General features: G+C 67.7%; 19 protein-coding genes. 9 read left to right on the top strand and 10 right to left on the bottom strand.

The features are described 5' to 3' along the window. Positions 1-58: 58 nt before the first annotated feature. Positions 59-754 (bottom strand): protein phosphatase 2C domain-containing protein, encoded by a 696-nt coding sequence (locus ABZ345_RS25175; RefSeq protein WP_359853310.1) that lies wholly within the window; start codon positions 752-754, stop codon positions 59-61. Between the two features lie 53 nt (positions 755-807). Here ABZ345_RS25175 and ABZ345_RS25170 point away from each other — a divergent pair, with 53 nt between their 5' ends. Continuing rightward, positions 808-2,190 (top strand): N-6 DNA methylase, encoded by a 1,383-nt coding sequence (locus ABZ345_RS25170; RefSeq protein ID WP_359853307.1) that lies wholly within the window; start codon positions 808-810, stop codon positions 2,188-2,190. A 301-nt stretch (positions 2,191-2,491) separates the two neighbouring features. Continuing rightward, a complete protein-coding gene (locus ABZ345_RS25165) occupies positions 2,492-3,463 on the top strand; it encodes a serine/threonine-protein kinase (RefSeq protein ID WP_359853305.1) in 972 nt (323 codons plus the stop codon). On the opposite strand, the gene ABZ345_RS25160 is transcribed toward ABZ345_RS25165, so the two are convergent. Together ABZ345_RS25160 and ABZ345_RS25155 are read right to left on the bottom strand one after the other, a co-directional pair. Beyond that, positions 3,369-4,229 (bottom strand): DNA-3-methyladenine glycosylase, encoded by an 861-nt coding sequence (locus ABZ345_RS25160; protein WP_359853302.1) that lies wholly within the window; start codon positions 4,227-4,229, stop codon positions 3,369-3,371. The genes ABZ345_RS25165 and ABZ345_RS25160 overlap by 95 nt on opposite strands. 138 nt (positions 4,230-4,367) lie before the next feature. Further along, positions 4,368-5,081 (bottom strand): response regulator transcription factor, encoded by a 714-nt coding sequence (locus ABZ345_RS25155; protein WP_359853300.1) that lies wholly within the window; start codon positions 5,079-5,081, stop codon positions 4,368-4,370. 204 nt (positions 5,082-5,285) lie between these two features. On the opposite strand from ABZ345_RS25155, the gene ABZ345_RS25150 reads away from it, so the two are divergent. Then, on the top strand, positions 5,286-7,694 hold the full coding sequence (locus ABZ345_RS25150; RefSeq protein WP_359853297.1) for a tetratricopeptide repeat protein: 2,409 nt from the start codon (positions 5,286-5,288) through the stop codon (positions 7,692-7,694). A gap of 29 nt (positions 7,695-7,723) precedes the next feature. On the opposite strand, the gene ABZ345_RS25145 is transcribed toward ABZ345_RS25150, so the two are convergent. Next, positions 7,724-8,500 carry an NAD(P)H-dependent oxidoreductase gene (locus ABZ345_RS25145; protein WP_359853295.1) on the bottom strand — a complete coding sequence of 259 codons (777 nt, stop codon included), beginning with the start codon at positions 8,498-8,500 and terminating at the stop codon, positions 7,724-7,726. A 123-nt stretch (positions 8,501-8,623) separates the two neighbouring features. Between ABZ345_RS25145 and ABZ345_RS25140 the strand changes: the two genes are divergently transcribed. Next, complete coding sequence (locus tag ABZ345_RS25140) at positions 8,624-9,448, top strand: helix-turn-helix transcriptional regulator (RefSeq protein WP_359853293.1); 825 nt, start codon at positions 8,624-8,626, stop codon at positions 9,446-9,448. A 173-nt stretch (positions 9,449-9,621) separates the two neighbouring features. Next, the gene (locus ABZ345_RS25135; protein ID WP_359853290.1) at positions 9,622-11,232 is read left to right on the top strand and encodes a glycosyl hydrolase family 18 protein; all 1,611 of its coding nucleotides are present in this window, start codon (positions 9,622-9,624) and stop codon (positions 11,230-11,232) included. A 51-nt stretch (positions 11,233-11,283) separates the two neighbouring features. Here ABZ345_RS25135 and ABZ345_RS25130 read toward each other — a convergent pair whose 3' ends face one another. The 4 genes from ABZ345_RS25130 to ABZ345_RS25115 form a co-directional block, all read right to left on the bottom strand. Beyond that, on the bottom strand, positions 11,284-11,433 hold the full coding sequence (locus tag ABZ345_RS25130) for a hypothetical protein (RefSeq protein ID WP_359853287.1): 150 nt from the start codon (positions 11,431-11,433) through the stop codon (positions 11,284-11,286). A gap of 2 nt (positions 11,434-11,435) precedes the next feature. Beyond that, complete coding sequence (locus ABZ345_RS25125; protein WP_359853285.1) at positions 11,436-12,527, bottom strand: serine hydrolase domain-containing protein; 1,092 nt, start codon at positions 12,525-12,527, stop codon at positions 11,436-11,438. An 81-nt stretch (positions 12,528-12,608) separates the two neighbouring features. Beyond that, complete coding sequence (locus tag ABZ345_RS25120; protein ID WP_359853282.1) at positions 12,609-13,688, bottom strand: serine hydrolase domain-containing protein; 1,080 nt, start codon at positions 13,686-13,688, stop codon at positions 12,609-12,611. 16 nt (positions 13,689-13,704) lie between these two features. Then, positions 13,705-14,982: a M14 family zinc carboxypeptidase gene (locus ABZ345_RS25115; RefSeq protein WP_359853279.1), complete on the bottom strand. Its 1,278-nt coding sequence runs from the start codon at positions 14,980-14,982 to the stop codon at positions 13,705-13,707. A 360-nt stretch (positions 14,983-15,342) separates the two neighbouring features. Between ABZ345_RS25115 and ABZ345_RS25110 the strand changes: the two genes are divergently transcribed. Continuing rightward, positions 15,343-16,107, top strand: coding sequence for an alpha/beta hydrolase (locus tag ABZ345_RS25110; RefSeq protein ID WP_359853276.1), 765 nt, complete (start codon positions 15,343-15,345; stop codon positions 16,105-16,107). Here the strand turns inward: ABZ345_RS25110 and ABZ345_RS25105 are convergent. Both ABZ345_RS25105 and ABZ345_RS25100 read right to left on the bottom strand, forming a co-directional pair. Next, positions 16,082-18,262, bottom strand: a complete 2,181-nt coding sequence (locus tag ABZ345_RS25105) for an ATP-dependent RecD-like DNA helicase (RefSeq protein WP_359853274.1) — start codon at positions 18,260-18,262, stop codon at positions 16,082-16,084. The two genes, ABZ345_RS25110 and ABZ345_RS25105, sit on opposite strands and share 26 nt — an antisense overlap. Then, a complete protein-coding gene (locus tag ABZ345_RS25100) occupies positions 18,259-18,663 on the bottom strand; it encodes a carboxyl transferase domain-containing protein (RefSeq protein ID WP_359853271.1) in 405 nt (134 codons plus the stop codon). Before ABZ345_RS25100 ends, ABZ345_RS25105 begins: the two co-directional genes overlap by 4 nt. A 145-nt stretch (positions 18,664-18,808) precedes the next feature. Here ABZ345_RS25100 and ABZ345_RS25095 point away from each other — a divergent pair, with 145 nt between their 5' ends. The 3 genes from ABZ345_RS25095 to ABZ345_RS25085 all read left to right on the top strand — a co-directional run bounded on the left by ABZ345_RS25095 (position 18,809) and on the right by ABZ345_RS25085 (position 22,676). Continuing rightward, a complete protein-coding gene (locus ABZ345_RS25095) occupies positions 18,809-19,483 on the top strand; it encodes a response regulator transcription factor (protein WP_359853268.1) in 675 nt (224 codons plus the stop codon). Continuing rightward, the gene (locus tag ABZ345_RS25090) at positions 19,480-20,478 is read left to right on the top strand and encodes an ATP-binding protein (protein WP_359853265.1); all 999 of its coding nucleotides are present in this window, start codon (positions 19,480-19,482) and stop codon (positions 20,476-20,478) included. Before ABZ345_RS25095 ends, ABZ345_RS25090 begins: the two co-directional genes overlap by 4 nt. Before the next feature lie 392 nt (positions 20,479-20,870). After that, positions 20,871-22,676 (top strand): DUF4173 domain-containing protein, encoded by a 1,806-nt coding sequence (locus tag ABZ345_RS25085; RefSeq protein WP_359853262.1) that lies wholly within the window; start codon positions 20,871-20,873, stop codon positions 22,674-22,676. Positions 22,677-22,741 lie beyond the last annotated feature (65 nt).

Genomic DNA, 22,741 nt, shown 5'->3' with positions numbered 1-22,741 from the left:
TTTAGAGCTGCGGCCCTCGGCACGGTGTGCCGGGGGCCGTTTCCATTCGCGGGAAAACCTAGCGCTGCCACCACTTCTTCTTGGCCACGTCGATGATCACGCACGTGATGTTGTCCGGGCCGCCGTTCCCGTTCGCCAGCGCGACCAGCTGCCACGCGGCTTCGGTTCCGTCCTCAGTGGACAGCAGGATGTCGTGGACGTCCTCGAGGTTCGCGTAGTCCGTGAGGCCGTCGCTGCAGAGCAGGTAGCGGTCCTCGACCATGGCCTGGTGCCACGACAGATCGGGATCGTGCGAGTTGCCGGACTGCAAGGCGCGCAACACGTACGCGCGGCGCGGGTGGTTCGCGGCCTCTTCCAGCGTCATCCGGCCGGCGTCGACGAGCGCCTGCACCATGGTGTGGTCGTGCGAGATCTGCCGGAGCTCACCCTCGCGCAGCACGTACGCGCGGGAGTCGCCGATGTGCGCGAGCTGGAACGCGAGGCCCTCCCAGCGCATCGCGGTCAGCGTGGTGCCGGCGCCCTGCGGGGCCTCGGCGTCGAGCCTGCGCGCGATCTCGGACACCGCCGGGCCGAGGTCGCCCTGCCATCCGGCGAGGACGTTCACGGCGATGGCACTGGCCAGCTCGCCGTGCTCGTGGCCGCCCATGCCGTCGGCCACGGCCTGCAGATCCGGCCGGACGTAGACCGAGTCCTCGTTGTGCTCGCGCACAAGACCAGGATCGGTCGCCACGGCGATGCGCAGCTCGTGTGTCATAGGATCAGTACACCAGTTGTGAAGTGAGTTCACAAGCAATACGGTTGTGAACCATGGATGAGACGGTCAACGCCGGGGACATCGCTCGCCTCGCCGACGTGGGGCGGGCGGCCGTGTCCAACTGGCGGCGGCGGTTCGAGGACTTCCCGGCGCCGGTCGGCGGGACGGCCTCCAGTCCGTTGTACCTCCTGCGCGACGTCGAGGCATGGCTGCGGCGCAACGGAAAACCGTTCCGGGTGTCGCCGGCCGAACGGCTGTGGACGCAGCTGCGGACCGTCGACGACCTCAAGCTCGGTGAAGCGCTCGCAAACCTTCAAACGGACGCGAAGACGTTCGAGTTCCTGCACGAGCGCTACCTCGAGGCCCATTCACGACTGCTGAACCCCACACCGCCCGAGGTCGTCGAGATCGTCCTGGCCACGACCGACGGCGACACGGTGATCGATCCGGCGTGCGGAACCGGAAACCTGCTGAAGGCGTCGAAGGCGCGCAACAAGATCGGGCAGGAGCTCGACCCGGTCTCAGCCGTCATCGCGCGCCGCCGGATGCCCAAGGCGCAGATCATCACCGGAGACTCCTTGCGGCACAACGGGATCCACCAGAAGGCGGACGCGGTCCTGTGCGATCCGCCGTGGCACGACCGGACGTGGGGCCACGAGGAACTCGTCGGCGACGCCAGGTGGACCTACGGGCTGCCACCGCGCGGAGAGCCGGAACTGGCCTGGTTGCAGCACTGTCTCTCGCTCACCAGACCGGGCGGGCAGGTGGCGGTGCTGCTCCCGTCCGCCGCCGCGACCAGGCGCCCGGGCAAGCGGATCCGCGGGAACCTGTTGCGCGCCGGGGCGATCCGCGCGGTGATCACCGTGCAGCCAGGCCGCGACCTGTGGCTGCTCCGCAACCCGATCGGCCGCGTGCCCGAGCAGATCGCGCTGCTCGAGCAACCCGGCCCCATCGACCCGAACACGCGCGTCATCGACCTGCTCGACGACGACGTAGACCTCAGCCCCGGCCGCCACAGCCGCACCGACGCCACCGCCTACCTCGCGGCCCAGTCGACGTTCGGCGTCCCGAGCCTCCCGGAGCTGCGGGAACAAACCGCGCTGCCGATGACCACGATCGGCGAGCTGGTCCGCAACGCCCCCGGCATGCACGTCGTCACCTCCCCCACCGGCGCGAGGTACGAGATCGATCCGGACGTCCTCGACCCGGACTTCCTGGACGGCGTGCTGCGCGCGGCTTTCGCCCGCACCCCCACCGGCTCCACGCGGCTCGACGTGCGCCGGACGCAGGTGCCGTCGCTGCCGATCGCCGCTCAACGCCGCTATGGACAAGCATTCGTGCAGCTCAAGGCACTGGAAGCCGGCCTGGAAGACGCAGCCACGCTGGTACGTTTGGGCTACAATGGGTTGCTGAGCGGGCAGGTCGGACCGGCGTGAGCAGCCAGAATCACCCGATCGTGATGTCAACGAAACGCTGTTACCGTTCCCTCGCTAATGAGGAAGGGCGCGGGGCCGGCGGACGGCAAGCGTGCGGGGCCTGTGAGCGGGAAGCGCGCAGGGCCAGCGGACGGGAAGTGCGCGGCGCCGGCGGACGGCAAGCGTGCGGGGCCAGCGAGCGGGAAGCGCGCAGGGCCAGCGGACGGCAAGCGTGCGGGGGCGGTGGTCGGCAAGAGCGCCGGGCCGGCGGTCGGGAAGTGCGCGGGGCTGGCGGACGGTCGGTGGCAGTTAGGCTTCGCACGTGCTGATCGCCGACCGCTACGAGATCGACGACCTGCCGTTGGGGCGGGGCGGCATGGGTGCCGTGCACCAGGGCCGGGACCTGCGCCTCGACCGGCGCGTCGCGGTCAAGCTCCTGCGGTTGCCCGGCAGCGATGACGAGGTGCAGCACCGGTTCGCCCGCGAGGCGCGGATCGTGGCCAAGCTGGAGCACCCCGGAGTCCCGGTCCTGTACGACTTCGGGACGTACGAGCAGCGCCTGTTCCAGGTCATGCAGTTCGTGGACGGCGTCACCGTCGCCGATCTGGTGCACGAGTTCGGCCCGCTGCCCGAGGCGTGGGCGGCGACCATCGCGGCGCAGACGGCGGCCGTGCTCACCGAGGCTCACGAGAACGGCATCTGCCACCGGGATCTCAAGCCCACCAACCTGATGCTGTGCCCGGACGGCGCGGTGAAGGTGCTGGACTTCGGGCTCGCGCTGCTCAAGGAGAGCGACGTGGCACCGTTCAGCAGGGCCGGCCAGATCCTCGGGACGCCGTCCTACATGGCGCCCGAACAGATCCAGCGCGGTACCGCCGAACCGCGCAGCGACCTCTACGCGCTGGGCTGTGTGCTGCACGAGATGCTGACGGGCGAACAGCTCTTCACCGGGCCGACGGCGTACGCGGTGTTCGACAAGCACGTCAAGGAAGCCCCGGCGCGCACCAGAAGCGCGCTCGACCCGGTCGTGCAGCGGTTGCTGGCCAAGAATCCTGAGGACCGCCCGGCCACCGCGCTGGACGTTTTCGTTGATTTGCAACGGTTTGCCCAGGATCCGCCGCCGTTGCCCGGTTTCGTGCAGAACCCTTCCACCGCGGCGATGTACGCGAGCGTCCAGCTCAGGCCGGGAAGCGTCCAGCTCAGGCCGGGATCCGGTTCACCTCGTGATCACCGGTCGCCCACAGGTGCTGCACCGCGTACGAACGCCACGGCCGCCACGCCTCCGAGCGCCTGACCAGAGCCGCCGGCGTCGACGGCAGCCCCAAGGCCTGAGCTGCCAGGCGGATCCCGAGATCGGTCGGCAGGAACGCGTCCGGGTCGCCGAGCGACCGCATCGCAATCGATTCCACGGTCCACGGGCCGAAGCCGGGCAACGTCGCGAGCCACTCGCGCGCGGCCGCCCGATCCGCGGTGGGCGACAGGTCCAAACCGGACTGAAGCGCTTCCAGCAGAGCCGACATCGTGCGGCGACGCGACTCCGGCATCGCGAGCGAAGCCACGTCGAACTCCAGCGGGAACAGGAACAGGTCCCCGACCGGTGTGCCGTAACGCGATACGAGACGGGCGGCGTGCGTGCGCGCGGCCTTCGTCGAGACCTGTTGCCCCAGCACCGCTCGTATCGCGAACTCCGCGCCGTCGACCGTGCGGGGAACACGGCGACCGGGTGCACTCATGACCAGTTGTGCCAGCAAAGGGTCTGAAGACAACGCACCGTCCACCTCGGCCGGGTCGGCGTCGAGATCGAGCAGGAACCGGCAAAGGTCTAGAGCTTTGGGGAGATCACGTTCGTCGGAAAGCTCCACAGTGCACGCGACGTGATCGGTCAAGGGCCTCAAAGCCGCGATCCCGCAACCGAAAGGGAGACGCAATGAGCGCCGGTACACGCCGTCCCGCCACTCCTCGACACCGGGAACGGCGGTGGCGATCAAGTGCCCGAACAGGTTGTCCGGGCAGAGAGGTGCCTTGAACGCCAAGCGTTCCGTGAACGTGTCCAACCGCATGCGCACCAGCATGACGCCATTCCAACCGAGACGCTGGCGGGAAAACGACATCACTCTGGACGGGGCCAACCGGGTGACCCGCTTCGCGACGAGAAGTGTCGTGGCTAGGCTGGCTGCTGCGCCGTTGCAGAAGTCAGGTCAGCAGGGAAGGGCGGCGTCGCGTGCGATGAGAGCGGCCTGGACGCGGTTGTCGCACCGCAGTTTCGTCAGCAGTCGGCTGACGTGGGCCTTGATCGCCCCTTCTGAGAGGTACATGAGCCTTGCGATGCGTGCGTTAGCCATGCCCTGCGCGAGGTACACCAGCACTTCCTGCTCCCGCCGAGTGAGCAGGCTGATGCGGCTGCGCGCGGCGTCACGACGTTCGGAGTCGGCGCCCGTGAAGTGGTCGACCAGCGCCCGTGTCGCGGACGGCGACAGGATCGCCTCTCCCGCGGCCACCACGCGCACGGCGTTGACCAGAGCGTCGGGTTCGCCGTTCTTGAACAGGAACCCCGCCGCGCCGGCACGCAACGCCGGGAACAACATCTCCTCGGTCTGCGTGGTGCACAGCATGATCACCTGTGTACCTGGCACGTGCCTGCGCACCATGCGGACCGCCCCGAGGCCTTCCATGCCGGGCATCGCGGCGTCCATCAGCAGCACCTGCGGACGGTGGCGCCGCGCGAGCTCGACAGCACCGCTGCCGTCACCCGCTTCGCCGACCACCACGACGTTGCCGGAACGTTCCAGCACGCCACGAACTCCAGTGCGGATCAATACCTCGTCGTCAGCGATGCCAACGGTGATCGTGCGCGGCTTGTCCACCAGTTGCAGACCTGTGCTCGCCCACGAGGTGCTGGTTGTCAACGTCATGCGCACTCCCTGTGAGACCGGACCAGTCACCAGTTTGTTCCCGAACGAGGGTCTCGGGAAGGTAGGCATAACGAGCAGAGTGCGAACCGTCTCGCGCGCACAGACGTGTAACGGGTTGCACACGGCAGGTCACCAGCCGCGACCTGTGCTTCTGCCGGACCGAGACAGGGACGGCGTGCCGTTACGGCTGGAGGAGAGGACCCCATGATCAGCACCGGACGTTGCGCCCTGTGCGACGGCACGCTGCCTCCCGCCACCTCCGAGCAGCGCAGGTCCTACTGCTCCAACGCCTGCCGCCAAAGGGCTTATCGCCGTCGCGCGACGGTTCCTACACCGACGCCGGTGAGCAGCAAGAACTTCAGAGTGCTCTCGAACCTGCCCGCGGCGCGCGACACGTTCATCGGACGCCAGCCGGAGTTGTCGAAACTCGACCAGCTCATGCGCAGGCACCGTCTCGTTACGCTCGTGGGCAGTGCGGGTGCGGGTAAGACCCGGCTGGCGCTCGAGGCCGCGGGCCGGTTGCGGCGCGGGAGAACGGACAGGGTGCTCCTCGTCGAACTCGGCGAGGTGTCCGCTTCTCAGGACGTCATGCCGACCGTCGCCGCCGCGCTGGGTGTCGTCGCGCAGCCGGACGAGCCGTTGCGCGACACAGTCTTGGAAACGCTCGTGAACATGAAAGTGGTCGTGGTCCTCGACAACTGCGAGCACCTTCTCGACACGTGCGCCGAGCTGACGGACCTCCTGCTGAACCGCTGCCCCGGTGTGCGGGTGCTGGCGACGTCGCGGGAAGCCCTGTGGATCACGGGTGAGGTGAGCTTTCAGGTCGAGGGACTACCGGTGCCGTCGACGGACCGGGACCTGGTCACCACGGCGGCACCACGTTCCGAGGCCGTGAAGCTGTTCGTGGACCGGGCGCGTGAGCGCAAGCCCGACTTCCGGTTGACTCCCTCGAACACCGCCGCGGTCGCGTTGCTGTGCGCGCGGCTGGAGGGGATGCCGCTGGCGATCGAGCTCGCGGCCCGGTGGGTGCAGCTGTTGCCCGTCGCGGACATCTGCGACCGGATGGACGAGCCGCTCGAACTGCTGACGCTGGGGTGCCGCAAGTCGCCGTCCCGTCAGCGTTCCCTGCGTGAGGCGATCGACTGGAGCTACCAGTTGCTGGCTCCGGACGAGCGGTTCGCGTTGCGCCGCCTGTCGGTCTTCGACGGTGGCTTCGACCTGACCGCGGCGACCGAGGTCTGCTCGTCCGAGCGTTCCGCGGAGCCCGTGCTGGACGTGTTGTCCCGGCTGCAGGCCAAGTCGTTGCTGACGGCGATCCCCGGCACGACGCGGTTCCGGCAGCTGGAGTCGGTTCGGTTGCACGCCAGGGAGAAGCTGGTCGCGGCAGGTGAGCTGGACGTCGCGTTCGAGGCTTTGGCGCGGTGGTTCACGGACCTGTCGGACGTGCTGATCACCCAGCCCCTGTCGGTGCCGTTCGAGGTGCAGGACAAGCTCGACAACCACGTCGACAGCTTGCTCGGGACGGTCGAGTGGGCTGCCGAACGTGATGACGAACGGTTGCTGCTGCTGACTTCCGCTCTGGCCGACTGCGCTGCTCGGCGTGGGCGTCTCGGGCAGGCTCGAGCGCTGCTGCGGGATGCCCTGCGACGTCCGTCCACACGGGACGATTACCGGTGCGTGGCGTTGAACCACGCCGCTCGTTTCGCCACCGAGCAGGGCGATCACGACGAGGCGATCGAACTGTCCGGCGAGGCTTCGCGACTGGTGCGTCCGCTGGGGCAGCCGGCGCTCGCGATGAGCTGTCGCAGCACGCTGGCCGCGGTGCAGCAGTCATCCGGCGAGTGGGAGGCGTCGGACGAGAACAACACCGAGTGCCTGCGGGTCGCCGAACTCCTGGGCGAGCCACTTGCCCGTGCGACCTGTCTGATCGACCTGGCCCGTACAGCGTTGTCTCTCGGTAAGCACGAACGCGCTGAGAAGGCCGTCATGAAGGCGTTGCCGATCTCGCGCGCGTCGGGCGTTCCCGCGCGCATCGCCTCTGCGTTGAACACACGCGGAGTCGTGGCGTTGGTGCAGGGTGATCTCGACGAGTCGACGCACGCCTTTCAGGAGGCGTTGCGGATGGACGGCATCAACCCGCTGACCGCGCCCGACGCCCTTGAAGGGCTGGCCGTGGTGGCGTTGATGCGTGGTCAGGCTGAGCGCGCGTTACGGCTCGAGGCGACGGGACGGGCGTTGCGGCGGTCGGTCGGTGTGGTGCCGGATCCGTTCTGGGCGGAGAAGGTGGCCGGGGCTATTCGCACCGCACGGCTGATGTTGCCTGTTGCGCGCGCAGAGGCCGCTTCTACGCCGCTGACTGCCACTGAGACCGAGGCATTCATTCAGGACGAGGTGTGGCTGGACCGCACGGAAGTGGCGCACGACTCGTTGGACGACCACGAGCGCCGCGTGATCGCCTTGCTGGCGACCGGCCTCACCAACCAGCAGATCGCCAACCGGCTGGGCGTGTCCGTGCGGACCGTGGCCTCCCGGCTGCTGCGGCTGCGCGAGAAACTGGGGCTGCAGAGCCGGGAGGACATCGCGGCCTGGGGCGCGGAGCGGGCAATCGGCTGACCGTGTAAAGGTTTACTCACACTTGACAGTCAGCGCACGTGCAGCCCGAAACCCGTGCGGCCCACGGGCTCCAGTCCTTCCTTCAGGTGCAGCGAGGGGATCTCGTAGTCGCCGAAGTTCTGCCGCCGGAACGCGATCGGCTCGGTTGAGTCCAGGGTGAGCAGGCGCTGTTCCCACGCCTTGGCGACGTCGGCGTAGTCCTCGCTGGTCATCCGGTCGACGCCGTACAGGACGAACGGCGGCAGCACCTCGATGCCGGGGTAGTAGAGGATGCCGTGGTGGATCGGGAACAGCAGATCCTCGATCGGTCCGTTGATCCCGCGAGCGGCGTAGTGCGACTCCGGGCCACCGGCCGTGACCGACAGCAGAGCCCTCCTGCCCGCGAGGGTGCCTTCGCCGAAGCGCTCGCCGTACCTGGTGTCGCTGTGCTCGCCGACGCCGTACGCGAAGTGGTAGGTGAACACCCGGTCCACCCAGCCCTTCAGGATCGCGGGCATCGTGTACCACCACAGCGGGAACTGGAAGATGATCGTGTCGGCCCACAGCAGCTTCTCCTGCTCGACCCGCACGTCCGCGGTGAGCGTCCCGGCGTCGAACGCCCTGCCGGAGTCCAGCGCGACCTTCAGCGGGCTCGAGGCGTTCGGCCCGTAGTCCGCGGCGCCGACGACCGCCTTCCAGTTCATCGCGTGCAGATCGCTCACCCGCACGTCGTGCCCCACACTCTCCAATGTGGACACAGCAAGGTCCTTCAGCGAGCCGTTGAGCGACTTCGGCTCGGGGTGGGCGTAGACGATGAGGGTCTTCACGGGAGCTCCTTCGGATCGGATGCCTTCGATCCTGGGCGTCGCGAAGCCCCGGCGTTCAGAGACTGGACTTCCTAGTACTGGCAGGACCAGGTTCGAACGCCGTGCGGCGGCCACACTGAAGAGGTGGACGATCTCGCGGGCTTCCTGCGCACCCGGCGTTCCCGCGTCGACCCGGCGTCCGTCGGCATTCCCACCGAGAGGTATCGCCGCGTCGCCGGGCTGCGCCGCGAGGAGATCGCGCACCTGTCCGGCGTGAGCGTCGACTACTACGTGCGCCTGGAACAGGGTCGCGCGACTCAGCCGTCCGAACAGGTTCTCGACGCCCTGGCCGGCGTCCTCGGCCTGGACGAGACCGAACGCGGGCACCTGCACCGGCTGTCCCGCAAGCGCCGCCGCACCGCGAAGGCGCCGGGAGGACGGGTCCGGCCGGAGCTGCTGCACGTCCTGGACCTGATCACCGGTGCACCCGCACTGATCATGAACCACCGCATGGACGTACTCGCGGGCAACCGCCTCGCGGAGCTCCTCTACGGACGGCCGCTGCGAGCCCTGAACACCGCCCGGCACATCTTCCTGGAGGAGACCGACCTCTACGCGGGCTGGGAGCAGTGCACGTTCGACGTGGTCGGGCACCTGCGCCTGGCAGCCGGCAAGTACCCGGACGATCCCCGGCTGGCCTCGCTCATCGGTGAGCTGGCGATGGGCAGCGAACGCTTCCGCCGCCTGTGGGCGCGCGCGGACGTGCGTGCCCGTGCGCATGGCCCCAAGACCTATCGGCACCCGTTGGTCGGACTGCTCGAACTGCACCAGGAGAACTTCTCGCTGCCGTCCGAGTCCGGAATGGAGCTGCTGGTGCTGTCCGCGACCCCCGGCAGCTCCTCCGCGGACGGACTGCGCCTCCTCGCGAGCTTCGCCGCGGAGAAACGCTTTGACACGGAACAAAGTTAGCGTTGCCGTCTCGCCGGCCCACCAATGGTTAACCGAGTAGACAGAGAACGGACATTCCGCGTCCCGCAACCGTTTTCGGACTACTCCATTCGAGTGACGGCAGAGGTCTAGACCTTGACCGTTCAGTGGTCTGGACCACATCGTTCCGGTACCCCCTGCGACTGAGGAGACCGATGTCCAAGTTCCGATGGCATCTAGCTGCTCTCTTCGCGGCAGTCGCCGCGTTGGTCCTCGGCCTCGCCGTCGTGCCCGCCGCGAGCGGTGCCGGTGGCGTGTCCGCCACGTTCTCCAAAGGTTCTGACTGGGGAACGGGCTTCGAGGGCAAGTACACGATCACGAACAACAGCACGGCGGCCCTGACGTCGTGGACTGTTGAGTTCACGATGCCGGCGAACCACCGCGTCACCTCGCTCTGGGACGGCTCGTACACCACGTCCGGCCAGGTCGTCACGGTCAAGAACACCTGGAACGGCAACGTCGGTGTCGGCCAGACGGTGAGCTTCGGGTTCAACGGCGCGTACTCCGGCACGTTCGCCGCGCCCACGAACTGCAAGCTGAACGGCGGCTCGTGCGAGTCGGGCGGGACCAACCCGACGACTACCACGACCACCACCACGACGACGACCACAACCACTACGACGACGACCACGACTGGTCCGCCGCTGCCCGCGGGCAAGACCACCCTCGGTTACTTCACCGAGTGGGGCACCTACCCCGCGACGAACTACCTGCCGAAGAACATCGACACGTCCGGTACCGCTTCGAAGATCTCGCACATCAACTACTCGTTCGGCAACGTCTCGAACGGGCAGTGCACGATCGGCGAGTCGTTCCCGGCGATCGAGAAGTCGTACACGGCGGCCGAGTCGGTCGACGGTGTCGCGGACGTGTGGGACGCGCCGGTGCGCGGTGCCTTCAACCAGCTGATCAAGCTGAAGAAGAAGTACCCGAACCTCAAGGTGCTGTACTCGTTCGGTGGCTGGACCTGGTCCGGCGGCTTCGGCCAGGCCGCGCAGAACCCGGCCGCGTTCGCCCAGTCCTGCTACAACCTGCTGAAGGACTCGCGCTGGAACGGCCTGTTCGACGGCATCGACATCGACTGGGAGTACCCCAACGCCTGTGGTCTGAGCTGCGACACCAGCGGGTCGGAAGCGTACGTGAACCTGATGAAGGCGCTGCGCGAGAAGTTCGGCCAGAGCTTCCTGGTGACCTCGGCCATCACGGCCGATGGCACGTCTGGCGGCAAGATCGACGCCGCGAACTACGGCGGCGCCGCGCAGTACGTGAACTGGTACAACGTCATGACGTACGACTACTTCGGCGCCTGGGCGGCCCAGGGTCCGACGGCTCCGCACTCGCCGCTGACCAACTACAGCGGCATCCCGACCGCGGGCTTCTACTCGGACAACGCGATCCAGAAGCTGAAGAGCAAGGGCGTTCCGTCGTCCAAGCTGTTGCTGGGCATCGGTTTCTACGGCCGCGGCTGGTCCGGCGTCACGCAGTCGGCACCGGGTGGCACGGCGACCGGCGCCGCGCCGGGCATCGAGCCGGGCATCCAGAACTACAAGGTGCTCAAGACGTCGTGCCCGGCCAACGGCACGGTCGCGGGCACGGCTTACGCCAAGTGCGGTGACCAGTGGTGGAGCTACGACACCCCGGCCACCATCGGCGGAAAGATGACCTACGCGAAGAACCAGGGTCTCGGCGGCGCCTTCTTCTGGGAGATGTCCGGAGACACCTCGAACGGTGAGTTGGTTTCTGCGATGAGGAACGGCCTCGGCTGATCTTCACAACGCCGGGAGGGGAGCTGGGACAACCCAGCTCCCCTTTTGCTTTCAGCAGAACACCTTCTCCAGCAAGCTGAACGCGGCGTCGCCAGGGGTGCCGCCGTTCGCGGCTTGCGAGATGGAGAGCGTCACACGCTTGTCCCGCGTGCCGACCATCATCGTCGCGTAGCCGTGGATCAAGCCGGCTACCGGTTTCATCGTCAGCAGAAGACCTCGGTCAGAAGCTTCTGCAAGGCGTCGCCGGGGTTGCCCGCCGTCGGCGCGCTGGTGGCGCTGAGCTCCAGGCGCTTCTTGGTGTCCGTCGTGGTCATCATCTCCGACGAGTAGCCGGGGATGCCGCCGCCATGGCCCAGGACCTTGGTGCCGCAGGGCAGGGTCCGCACCTGCAGGCCGAGGCCGTATTCGGGACTGACGGCGGTCGTCTTGCTCATTTCCTGCTGCTGCGCGGGCTTGAGCAGCTTGCCGTCGGCCAGCGCGTCGACGAACGTGTCGAGGTCGCGGGTCGTGGAGATCATCTCGCCGGCGGACCACGCCACCGACGGGTTGATGCGGGTGATGTCGGACGGTTTGCCGTTCACCGTGACGTAGCCGTGCGCGTGCGGGCCCCTGATGTTCGGGTTGTCGCCGGGCACCTCGGTGTCGTTGAGGTGCAACGGCTTCAGGATCCGCTGCTCGACGGCCCTCTCGTACGGCTTGCCGGTCAGCTTCTCCACCAGCAGGCCGACGACGATGTAGTTCGTGTTGGAGTAGTTCCACTTCGTGCCGGGCTCGAAGTCCAGCGGCTTGCTCGTCGAGATCGCGAGCAGCTCCTGCGGCGACCAGTGCTTGTAGCGGATCTGCTCGAACTCGTCGGGGTTGAGCGGAAGCGCGTCGGTGTAGTTGTACAGGCCGCTGGTGTGCTGCATGACCTGGCGGACGGTGATGCGCTGGTCGATCAGGCCGGGCAGGTAGCGGACGACCGGGGCGTCCAGGTCGACCTTGCCCTCGCCCGCGAGCTGCAGCATCACCGTCGACACGAACGTCTTGGTGATGCTGCCGACGCGGAACCTGCCGTTCTCGGGTACGGGCTGGTTGCTGTTCAGCTCGGCCTTGCCGGAACGGGCGGTGAAGCGCTGCCGCCCGTCCGTCACTCTGGCCTGCACGCCGAGCGCTGCCCCGCTCTGCGCGATCTGGTCCAACGCCTGCTGGACGACGGTGCGGTCGACGCTCCGCTCGTCGGCGAGAGCGGTTCCCGCGGTGGTCAGTGCCAGCAGGCTCGCTGCGGTAACTGTTGCTACCAATCGAATCCCCATGTCCCCACCTTGGCGAGAACGACGATTCGCCGCATCAGCCTTCAGTCTTACCCAGGGCCCTAGGGGTGTCCCTGAGGCCGGTCAGCAGAACACCTCGTTGAGGATCGCGTAGTAGCCGGTGGTCGGGTCGCCCGTGCCGAGGCCCGCGGTGGCGGACACCTCCGCGCGGCGCTTGAGGTCCGGGCTGTAGAAGGCGTAACTGCCGTAACCCGGCACACTGCCTGTGTGGCCGACAATCGTTGTGCCGCAAGGGGTTGACTGGATGAACAGGCCGAGGCCGTACTGCGGGCTGACCGGCGTGGTCTTCATCAGCTCGGCCTGCTGGGCGGGCTTGAGCAGCTTGCCGCTGATCAGCGCGGTGTAGAAGGTCTCGAGGTCGCGAGTGGTCGTGACGACGTCGCCCACCGCCCAGAACACGGATGGGTTGTAGCGGGTGGTGTCGGTCGCCTTGCCATTCACCAGGCCGTACGAGTGGGCGTGCGGGCCGCGGATGTCCGGGTCGTCGCCGGGGAACGTGGTGTCGCTGAGGTGCAACGGCCTGAGGACGCGTTGCTGGACCGTGCGCTCGTAAGGCTGCCTGGTGACCTTCTCGATGAGCTGGCCCAGGATCACGAAACCGGTGTTGTTGTACTCCCACTTGGTGCCCGGCTCGAACTGGAGCGGCCTGCTCGTCGAGATCGCGATGATCTCCTCGGGCGTCCAGTGCTTGTAGCGGATCGGCTCGAAGTCCTGCGGGCTGAATCCGATGGCGTTGGTGTAGTTGAAGAGGCCGCTGGTGTGCTGCAGCAGCTGGCGGACGGTGATGCGAGAGTCGACCAGGCCGGGCAGATAGCGGACGACCGGGGCGTCCAGGTCGACCTTGCCCTCGCCAGCGAGCTGGAGCACGACCGTCGAGGTGAAGGCCTTGGTGATGCTGCCCGCGCGGAACCGGCCGTTGACCGGCACTGGACGCTCACTCCCGAGCTCCGCGGTGCCGGAGCGGGCGGTGAAGCTGTGGCGGCCTTCCGCGACGCGCAGCTGGACGCCCTGGGCCGCGGTGCTGGTGATCTGGTCCAGCGCCTGCTGGATGACCTTTCGGTCGATCTGCTGGTCGTCGGCGACCGCGGTGCCGGTGAAGAGCAGGCTTGTTGCGGCGAGTGTTGCCAATAAGCGAATCCCCATGGCATCCAAGATGCCGTCAGTAGGGCTTGGGCGCCGCTTTCATGGCCGAAACGAGCATGGAACGCACTTTCGGCCAATGCGTGCCCTCCTGGCACGAGTACGGCGGGAAGAACCCGCCGCAGGCACCTGAGCTCGTGCCGATCTCCCACACGAAGCTCGGCACGCCCAGGTCCTCGTACACCCAGTCGTCAGTGGCGCCGGACGCGTTGTAGAGCACCTCACCGGGCTGGCCTGCCGTGAACCCCGACAGCGACGCCATGTCCTGCGCCATCTTGCGCAGCGCGGCGTCGTTGCCGGTCTTCTGCGTGCTCCAGCCCCACGGGAAGAGCACGTAGTTGCCGTAGCTGTGCATGGAGATGACGGCGCCGGTGGTGTCGGCGCTGGCCGCCGCGGTGTCGCCGGGCGCGCGGGTGTCGCGGTAGAGCTTGCGCCACAACGACTCCAGAGCCTGGGTCTCGACCTCGGAGTCGGCGCGAGGGCCGCGGTAGATCTCGCTGCACTTGCTCGCGGACGTGCCGACTTCACCCCAGTGCGAGCCGGCGTTGCGGTTCAGGTCGACGCCGCGCTGGCCGGACGAGCAGGTGCCGTTCGCGTTCTTGCGCTGCAGCACCGGGGAGTCGCCACCGGACTCGACGATCTCGACGCCGTCCGGGTTGGCGATCGGGACGACCCAGACCTCGACGCCGCCCAGCATCGCGGTGAGGTCGGAGCCGACCAGATCGTCGATAAAGCGCCACGCCATGTCGCCGGTGGTGATTTCCCGCGCGTGGAGCTGGCCCATCACGAACAGGCGCGGTTTCGGCGCGGTGGGCGTCAATGCGCAGTCACCTGGGCTTTTCCGCGTTATGCAGATGGCTTTCAGGTCATATCCGCCGGTGCCCTGCGTCTTGCGCCAGGAGTCGCCGTAGTCGACGACCGTGGCGAGATCGGGATGAGCTCGCGCGACCTCGTCGAGATGGGCGATTTGAGCAGTGACCGTTCGATAGCCGCCGTAGTAAGTCGTATCTCCGAGAGAGCGTGGCGCCCATTGGGACGGAGGCGTCACCGTCTCGACAGTGGACTGGAAACCATCCGATCGGAGTTCATCGGCGGTATGCGCGTCGCCGACGACGAACAGATCGGTCCCGTCGCGCTGCTCCAGGACGTCGTAGCCGCGGCCGAGCAGTCGTTGGGCCTCCGAACCCACAGGCGCGGGCACACGCAGCACGAACGTCGCTTGTGGACCTTCGGCCGGAGCCGGTGAAGGGCTGAGCAGAAGGCCGAGACAGGCGAGCAGGGCCAGGGCGGTGCGCATGATCGACGATCATGGTCTGTGCGGCTGAGTCACGCCAGTTCGTTCGACCGACCGGATGATTACCGTCCGGTGCTTGGGATCGGGAAACCGGACACTTGGCGCACCGTGACGGAAATCAATAGCATTTCACCCAGCATCGCAGCGGTTATTGTGCTGTAAGGCCGAAACCGACTCGACCAAGCGAGGTCCGCACAAAACCCTTGGGAAGTCGACAGGAGCGCGAACGATGGATCATCTCTACAACGACGGTGTCGCTGAGATCTCCTACGACTTCCCCTGGCGCGGTTCTCTCACGGACGACGACGAGGGGTTGGAGCCGACCATCGTCCGCAGCATGGATTGACCTATCGGGGGTTCGGAATGTCCGGCCTGTCCACAGTCGTCAAGGGCACCGGCCCTGCCCTGCTGCTCGTGCACGGCGCGGGCGGCAGCGTCCAAGCCAACTACGGCCCGATCCTGGGGACTCTGACCCAGTACTTCACCGTCATCGCACCGGATCTGCCCGGCTCTGGCAGCTCGCCGAGGGCCACGGGTGCGCTCGACCTGGAGAAGCTCGCCGACGACCTCGTCGACGTCGCGGTGAAGGCCGGGCACGAGTCGTTCTTCGTCTGCGGCTACTCGATGGGCTGTGCGGTCGCCGTCACGGCTGCCGTGCGGCATCCGGAGCGGGTGCGCGGGCTCGTGCTGAGCACGCCGTTCACCAAGATCGACGCCGCGACCAAGGCGAAGATCGACCACTGGAAGTCGTTGCTGGACGGGTCACGCGCGGTGCTGTCGCGGTTCATCCTGTCGGTCATGTGCAGCAGGGAGTACCTGGCCCGGCTCACGCCCGCGCAGGCGGAGGGCTTCGCCGAGCTGATCGGGGCGAGCGTGCCGACGGGGTCTCCCGCGCACGTCGACCTGATCCTGAAGATCGACCTCACCGAACTGCTGCCGCGGGTGTCGCAGCCGACGCTGGTGATCGGCGCGTCCGGGGACCAACTGCTGTCGCGCGACCTCGGCAAGGAGGTCTCGGACCTGATCCCGGGGTCGAAGTACACCGACCTCGCGTGCGGGCACGCGATCGCGTTGGAGTCCGCGATGCCGTGGGCGCGGCTGATCACCGACTATCTGACGTCGGTGTAGTTCTCAGGCGGTGGGCCAATGCCGTGTGGCGGCGGCCCGCCCCGACTGTTCGCACGGCCTGGCCGATGGCTTTCTTGCTGCCAACGAGAACCACGAGCTTCTTCGCGCGGGTGACCGCGGTGTAGAGCAGGTTGCGCTGCAGCATCATCCACGCGCTGGTCGTGACCGGGATGACCACGCACGGGTACTCGCTGCCCTGCGACCGGTGGATGGTCATGGCGTACGCGTGGCTGAGCTCGTCGAGTTCCGAGAACTCGTAGTCGACCTCTTCGTCCTCGTCGGTGCGGATGGTCAGCTTCTGCTCGACCGGGTCGAGCGCGATGACGTTGCCCAGGGTGCCGTTGAAGACACCGTTCTTGCCCTTGTCGTAGTTGTTGCGGATCTGGGTGACCTTGTCGCCGACCTTGAACACCCTGCCGCCGAAGCGTTTCTCGGGCAGGCCGTCACGTGACGGCGTGAGGGCTTCCTGGAGCACCGTGTTGAGGGCACCCGCGCCGGCCGGGCCGCGGTGCATCGGGGCGAGCACCTGGATGTCCTTGCGCGGGTCGAGCCGGAACTTGCGCGGGATGCGGTTCGCGACGACGTCGACGGTCATCGCGGCGGCCTCCTCGGCCTCGTCGGTGCTGAAGAGGAAGAAGTCCGGAAGTCCTTGCACCAACGGGTAGTCGCCGCTGTTGATGCGGTGGGCGTTCGTGACGACACCGGACTCCTGGGCCTGGCGGAAGATGTGCGTCAGCCGCACGTTCGGGATCGGGCTTCCCTGCGCCAGCACGTCTCTGAGCACCTCACCGGCGCCGACCGACGGCAGCTGGTCGACGTCGCCCACGAGCAGCAGGTGGGCGCCGGGCGGCACGGCTTTGACGAGTTTGTTGGCCAGCAACAGGTCCAGCATCGAGGCCTCGTCGACGACCACGAGGTCGGCGTCGAGCGGGTGATCGCGGTCGTACGCCGCGTCGCCGCCGGGCCTCAGCTCCAGCAGGCGGTGGACCGTGCGGGCCTCGTGGCCGGTCAGCTCGGTGAGGCGCTTGGCGGCACGGCCGGTGGGCGCGGCCAGGACGATCTTGGCCTTCTTGGCCTGCGCCAGGCGGACGATCGAGCGGACGGTGAAGCTCTTGCCGCAGCCCGGTCCGCCGGTGAGCACGGCGACCTTCTCGGTCAGGGCGAGCTTGACCGCTTCCGCCTGGTGCTGTTCGAGCTCGGTGCCGAGCCAGGCGAAAGCCTTGTCCCAGTCGACGCCCGCGAAACTGGGCATGCGGTCCGTGTCGCTGTGCAGCAGGCGTTTGAGCTGCGCGGCCATCGAGATCTCCGCGCGGTGGAACGGGACCAGGTAGACCGCGATCTCCTCGTCCGGGAACTCCTCGCGGACGACGCCTTCCTCCGCGACGAGCTCGGCGAGGCAGTCGATGACCAGGCCCGCGTCGACCTGGAGGATCTTGATGGCGTCCGCGATGAGGGACTGTTCGGGCAGGTAGCAGTTGCCGTCGGTGGTGGCCTCGGAGAGCGTGAACTGCAGGCCCGCCTTGACGCGCTGAGGGCTGTCGTGCGGGATTCCGACGGCCTTCGCGATGACGTCGGCGGTCTTGAAGCCGATGCCCCAGACGTCGTTCGCCAGGCGGTACGGCTCCTGCTTGACGATCTCGATGGACTTGTCCGTGTACTGCTTGTAGATCCGTACGGCGAGGCTCGTCGAGACTCCGACGCCCTGCAGGAAGATCATCACTTCCTTGATGGCCTTCTGCTCTTCCCAGGCCGCCGCGATGGCCTTGGTGCGCTTCGGGCCGAGCTTCGGGACCTCGATGAGGCGCTCCGGCTCGTTCTCGATGACGTCCAGCGCGCCAACGCCGAAATGCGTGACGATCTTGTCCGCGAGCACCGGGCCGATGCCCTTGATCAGGCCGGAGCCGAGGTAGCGGCGGATGCCCTGGATCGTCGCGGGCAGGATCGTCGTGTAGTCGTCGACGTGGAACTGCTTGCCGTACTGCGGATGTGAGCCCCAGTGGCCGCGCATCCGGATCGACTCGCCGGGCTGGGCGCCGAGCAGCGCGCCGACGACCGTGACCAGGTCGCCGCGGCCGGTGTCGACCTTGGCGACGGTGTAACCGTTGTCCTCGTTGGCATAGGTGATCCTTTCCAGGACCGCGTCGAGGACGTTCATGACTGGAACTTACAGAACGCCTCCACCAGGGCGCGGCGGGCGTCGCGCGGGTCGTTGAAGGAAGCGCAGGTCGTTTCGGCGATCATCGTGACGTGCGCGGGGCCCGTGACCAGGGTGATCCTGGGGACGACGCTCTCGGCGAACGCGTGCAGCAGCGCGCCGCCGTGGACCTCCCCGCCGGGCTGAGGTGAGCCGGCGATGGCGATGATCGGGATGCCGAACGCGTCGCACAGGCGCACGAACCGCGCACCCTGCTCCGCGGCGGTGGCGTCGAGCGGGCCGGACTCCTCCACAACGCCGACCGTGCGGCCGCCGAGCCTGCCCAGACTTGCCTTGAGGGAGTGGCTGTCGCCGAGCAGCAGCGGGGCGGCGTCGAGGAGCTGCGAGGTGAGCCCGTCCATGTTCGGAGCCTAATTAAATGGTTCGCTTTGTTAACAGTGCGCGCGTTCCTGGTTTCGGTAACTGAGCGGTAACTGATGGATCTCTGCACACGATCTTCACAACTTGTCCCGGCGTCCTCCACGACGTGCCCATAAAGTCGCCGTCATGACAGGTCAGCGCCGGGTGCTCGTCGTCGAGGACGACATCACGATCGCCGAGTCCGTGGCCGTGCGGCTGCGGGCCGAGGGGTTCGTGGTGGCGGTGGCGCACGACGGGCCGTCCGGGGTTGCTCAGGCGGCTGCGTTCGTGCCTGACCTGGTGGTTCTGGACGTGATGCTGCCGGGGTTCGACGGGCTCGAGGTGTGCCGGCGGATCCAGGCGTCGCGTTCGGTGCCGGTGCTGATGCTGACCGCGCGGGGGGACGAGACCGATCTGCTGGTCGGGCTCGCCGTGGGGGCGGACGACTACCTGACCAAGCCGTTCTCGATGCGTGAGCTGGCGGCGCGGGTGCACGTGCTGCTCCGGCGCGTGTCGCGGGCGGTCAGTTCCACGTCGCTGGAGCTCGGGGACCTGGTGATCGACCTGGCGGGGCGGCGGGTGCGCAGGGCCGGCGTGGAGGCTCACCTGACGCCCACCGAGTACGACCTGCTGCTGTTCCTGGCTGAGCGGCCTTCCGCCGTGCAGGCCAGGGAGCGGTTGCTCGCGGAGGCGTGCGGGTGGCACGAGGGGGCTTCGTCGCGGACGGTCGACAGTCACGTGAAGGCGCTGCGGCGCAAGCTCGGGGCCGACCTGATCCGGACCGTTCACGGGGTGGGGTACGCGCTGGAGGTGCCCCGATGAACTGGGTTTTGAGCTTGCTGGACAAGCTGCCGCGGCCGTTGGACTCGGTGCGGTCGATCAAGCTCAAGCTCGGGATCGTCATCGTGGTGTCGGGGTGCGTGGCGTTCGCCTACTTCCGGTACTCGACGGGGTGGTTGCCGCCGCGGACGACTCTCATCGCTCTGGTGCTGGGGTTGCTGACCTCGCAGTTGCTCGCGCACGGCATGACTTCTCCGTTGCGGGAGATGACTTCGGCGGCTCGGTCGATGGCTTCCGGGGACTACTCGCGGTCGGTGCGGGCGACGTCTTCGGATGAGGTCGGGCAGCTGGCGGAGGCGTTCACGGTGATGGCTTCGGATCTGGCCGCCGCCGACCAGCAGCGGCGGGAGCTGATCGCGAACGTGTCGCACGAGCTGCGGACTCCGATCTCGGCCCTGCAGGCCGTGCTGGAGAACGTGGTCGACGGGGTGGCGGTGGCCGACGCGGCGACCATGAAGACCGCTCTCGCGCAGACCGAACGGCTGGGACGGCTGGTCACCGAACTGCTGGACCTGTCGAAGATCGACGCCGGGGTGCTGTCCCTGAACCGCGAGGTCCTGTCGGTGTCGTCGTTGGTCGCGGATGTGGTGGCCGAGGCCGCCGTGGCCGCGCCCGCCGCGTCGTTCTCGATCGACGTGCCCGGTGATCTGACGGTGCTGGCCGACGGGGAACGGCTGCACCAGGTGCTGGTGAACCTGGTGGACAACGCTGCCCGGCACGGACCCACCGGGGGGTTGGTGTCCGTGTCGGGGTGTTCCTCCGGTTCTTCTGTGGTTCTGGAGGTCCGGGACGAGGGGCCGGGGATCGCTCCGGCCGACAGGTCCCGGATCTTCGAGAGGTTCACCCGAGGGGAGAGGGCGGGCGGTGGTGGGACCGGGCTCGGTCTCGCCATCGCCCGGTGGGTGGTGGACCTGCACGGCGGGACGATCGCCGTGGTGGATCCCGGGTCGTGCATCCGGGTGACCTTGCCTCGCTGACTTCTGGTTCTTGGTTCTTGCTCGCACCGCTGGGCGGTGTGACGGTGAAGCGCGCCCGTTTTCGGGCTTGGGAGAGAGACATGACTGATTCTGACGCTGACTCTGATTCGACTGGTTCGGCCGGCTCAGCTGGCCCGGCTGGTTCCGCTGGTTCGGCCAGCTCGTCTGGTTCGGCTGGTTCCGCTGGTTCGGAGGGCTCGGCTGGTTCGGAGGGCTCGGCTGGTTCCGCTGAGTCGTCTGGTGATCGGGCTGCTGCTCGGCGGCGGTATCGGAACTTCCGGAAGGTCGGGTATCGGCCGGTTTCCGAGGAGCCGGCGGGCGCTGGGGGCTCGCCGGAACTCGGCGAGGTCGAGGATGCCGAGGGTTTGAAGGCTGCCGAGGACGCTGGCGGCTTGAAAGCTGCTGCCGCCGAGGCCTCGAAGACCGCTGAGGTCGGTGAGGGCTCGAAAGCTGCCCAGGCCGCCAAGGCCACCGAGGGCGCTGAGGACGGCGTGGTCTCGAAGGCTGCTCAGGCCGCCAAGGGCTCGAAGGCTGCCGAGGCCGCTGACCAGGTCAAAGCCGGGGACGACGAGACCGCCAAGGCTGCCGCGGCAGGCTCGCGCAGGGGTACCCCCGAGCCGGGAACCCCTACATCTCAACGTACTCAGGGGGTCCGACAAGATCAGCCGGCTCAGGTTGCCGCCGCCACCCTGCCCCCGCCGTCGCCCTGGCAGGGCCCGCCTCGCTACCCCACCGTCGGGCCGGTCGTCGTCCCGGCTCCTGGCGTCCCGTTCATGCCGTGGTGGACGCCGCCCGCTAACCCCGCCCCGGCCAAGGTCATGGTCGTCGGCCTCGTCACGGGCCTGGCCGCAGCCTTCCTGGTTCCCGCGAACAACGGCATCGGCTGGTTCCTGGCCGGGTTGTTCGGCGTCGGCGCGGTTCTGTACTACGCCGGCAAGCCGTCGATCGAACGTGCGCTGTGGCTGGCCGGGGCGCTCGCGTTCCTGGCGATGGGCTTCCTGAGGGCCGCCGAGTGGATCTTCCCGTTGTGCGTCATGGCCTCGTTCCTGTGCGGTTCGATCGCCATGGCGGGCGGCAAGACCGTGCGCGGGCTCGTTTTCGGTGCGCTCGGGGTCGGGCTCGGCGGGCTGCGGTCGATTCCGTGGGTGGCCAAGGGGCTCAGCAGGCGCGGGCCGATCGGCATCCGGCCGTTCGTGTCGGTCGGTGTGGCGCTGGCGTTGCTGCTGGTCTTCGGGTCGCTGCTGGCCGGGGCGGACCAGGCGTTCGGCAAGTTCCTCGAGGGGCTGGTGCCCGACCTCGAGATCGGCGTGTACGTGCGGATGGGCTTCTTCGGGGTCGTCGCGGCGCTCGGGGCGTTGGGTGCGTGCTACCTCGTGGCGGCGCCCGCGCGCATCAACGAGGACGCCGCGAGCAAGCCGGGGTCGTTGCGGGTCAAGGACTACGCGCTGCCCGTCGGTGTGCTTGTGTTGCTGTTCGCCGGGTTCGTCGGCACGCAGCTCGCGGTTCTGTTCGGTGGCGAGAAGTACGTGATGGAGACGGCGGGCGTGACGTTCGCCGAGTACGCGCGGTCCGGGTTCTGGCAGCTGCTGTGGGTCGCGATCCTGACGCTGGCCGTCATCGCCGGCGTGGCGCACTTCGCGGCGAAGGAGACGGCGCGGGAGCAGTTGTGGCTGCGGGTGTTGCTCGGGTCACTTGCGGTGCTGACACTCGTGATCGTGGCCAGTGCGCTGAGCCGGATGTGGTTCTACCAGCAGGCTTACGGGTGGACGGTGTTGCGGCTTCTCGTTTCGTCGTGCGAGGTCTGGCTCGCCGTCGTGTACCTGATGGTGATCGCGGGCGGGATCTCGTTGCGCGCCAACTGGTTGCCCAAGGCCATCGTCGGGACCGGAACGGCGTTCTTGCTCGCGGTGATGGTGATGAACCCCGAACGGGTGGTTGCCGACTACAACGTGTCGCGGTTCGAGGCCACGCAGAAGATCGACACCGTCTACCTGGCCACGTTGTCGGAGGACGCGGTGCCGGCGCTCGTCAGGTTGCCTGAGCCGCAACGCTTCTGTTCGTTGCGGTGGTTGAGGAATCGCAACGTGGAGCAGGACTGGCGCGACTTCAACCTGGCGCGGCACAACGCGAAGACGTCACTCGAAAGTGTTGCGGTGACTGAGAGCACTTGTGAGTCGTCTTACTCGGGTGAGAGGTAGTTCGTTAACTCGCGGTAAAGTGGCTGGTCCACAAGTTTGCCGAGAGGGTGAGAAGTGACGCTGTC

This window comes from Lentzea sp. NPDC005914, from assembly GCF_040629405.1.
In the GTDB taxonomy this organism is placed as follows: domain Bacteria; phylum Actinomycetota; class Actinomycetes; order Mycobacteriales; family Pseudonocardiaceae; genus Lentzea.
The sequence above is the reverse complement of the archived record's forward strand: the minus strand, read 5'-3'. Positions and strand labels throughout refer to the sequence as shown.